The organism is Pseudomonas fluorescens, assembly GCF_902497875.1.
Lineage (GTDB): Bacteria > Pseudomonadota > Gammaproteobacteria > Pseudomonadales > Pseudomonadaceae > Aquipseudomonas > Aquipseudomonas fluorescens_BR.
Window position 1 is genome coordinate 1 of sequence record NZ_CABVHY010000118.1, and the last position, 1,654, is coordinate 1,654.

The 1,654-nt window shown below is 64.0% G+C and carries 2 protein-coding genes; one reads left to right on the plus strand and one right to left on the minus strand.

The features are described from left to right. Window positions 1–237: 237 nt before the first annotated feature. Entirely contained in the window at window positions 238–702 is a 465-nt protein-coding gene (locus tag F8N85_RS33995; RefSeq protein WP_150806107.1) for a TIGR02444 family protein, read from the minus strand. A gap of 50 nt (window positions 703–752) precedes the next feature. Between F8N85_RS33995 and F8N85_RS34000 the strand changes: the two genes are divergently transcribed. Further along, window positions 753–1,654: ABC-F family ATP-binding cassette domain-containing protein (locus F8N85_RS34000; RefSeq protein ID WP_150807680.1), on the plus strand; the 902-nt coding region annotated here is incomplete at its 3' end.

Consider the following 1,654-nt stretch of genomic DNA (forward strand, 5'->3'; position numbering starts at 1 on the left):
ACCTGCTGCAGCCAAACCGGCAGCAGCGAAACCCGCCGCCAACCCTGCTGCCAGGCCGGCAGCCAACCCCGCCGTGAAAAAGCCGGTCGCCGCTAAGCCAGCAACAGCTGCTGTCGCGGCCAAGCCTGCGACTCCAGCGCCAGCAGCATCGCCGGCACCGACTGCGAGCACGCCTGCAGCGTCGCCTGTAACAACGCCAGCAGCCTCTGCGAGCAGCATCACCCCAACCAGCGCTTCCTAAGCCCCGGTTACCGCGACGCGCAGTTCATTCAGCGCGTCGCGGTTCAGGGTGGTGGCTTGTACCGCCACTCCTTCCAGCCAGGCTGGCAAATCCTTTGCCTCCTCTTCTGGCCAGTCTCGTGCCGTCGTCTCCAGTCGCAACAACAACTGTCGCTCCGCTTCGAGCTCAAGCGCCTTGACCTGTTCGCGCAGAATAGTCAGTTGCACATCCTCAAGGGCCGCCGAGCGCCATTGCTGGCGCAGTTGCCGCAGGGGTTGCACGACATCGTCATGCCAGGGGCCGGCCAGTAACTGCAGCTGCTGCAGACGTTGGGCATTGCAGACCACGCCACGCTGGCCAAGCCAGACCGCGCACAACAGCAGGCAGACATTGGCGCCCGCACTCTGCAGTTCCAGGCAGGCCCGTTCGACGCCGGGTCGGGCGTAGGTCGTCAGGGTAGAGCTCCACAGGTCAGAGGACATATTCCTTCTCGCGCCAGTTGCGAGCGAAGCTGGTAGACTCCGCCGCCATTATGATCCGACTTCAAAGCCTAACATTACAGCGTGGCCCGCAACGTCTGCTAGAAGACGCCGAGCTGACCCTGCACGCCGGTCACAAAGCCGGCCTGATCGGTGCCAACGGCGCCGGTAAATCCAGCCTGTTCGCCTTGCTCCAGGGGGAATTGACCCCTGACTCGGGCGACTGCTTCCTGCCGGCGGACTGGCGTATCGCCCATATGCGCCAGGAGGTCGACACCCTTGAGCGGGTAGCGGTCGACTATGTGCTCGATGGCGACCTGCGCCTGCGCGAGGTGCAGCGTGAGCTGGCCGACGCCGAAGCGGCCCATGACGGTGCCGCTCAGGCGCGCCTGCACGCCGAACTCGATAGCGCCGACGGTTACACCGCCGATGCCCGGGCGCGCAAGCTGCTGGCAGGTCTGGGCTTCACCAACGAGCAGATGGATCGCCAGGTCGGTGATTTCTCCGGTGGCTGGCGAATGCGTCTGAACCTGGCGCAGGCACTGATGTGTCCGTCAGATCTGTTGTTGCTCGATGAGCCGACCAACCACTTGGACCTCGACGCCATTCTGTGGCTCGAAGACTGGCTCAAGAATTACCCTGGCACGTTGCTGCTGATCTCCCACGACCGGGACTTCCTCGACGCCGTGGTCGACCATGTGGCCCACGTCGATCAGCGCAAGATCACGCTCTATCGTGGTGGTTACAGCGCTTTCGAACGTGCTCGCGCCGAACGTCTGGCCCAGCAGCAGCAAGCCTACGAGAAGCAGCAGGCGCAGCGTGCGCATATGGAAAGCTACATCGCGCGTTTCAAGGCCCAGGCCACCAAGGCCCGTCAGGCCCAGAGCCGGATCAAGGCCCTGGAGCGCATGGAAGAGTTGTCGGCCGCCCACGTCGACTCGCCCTTCGATTTCGT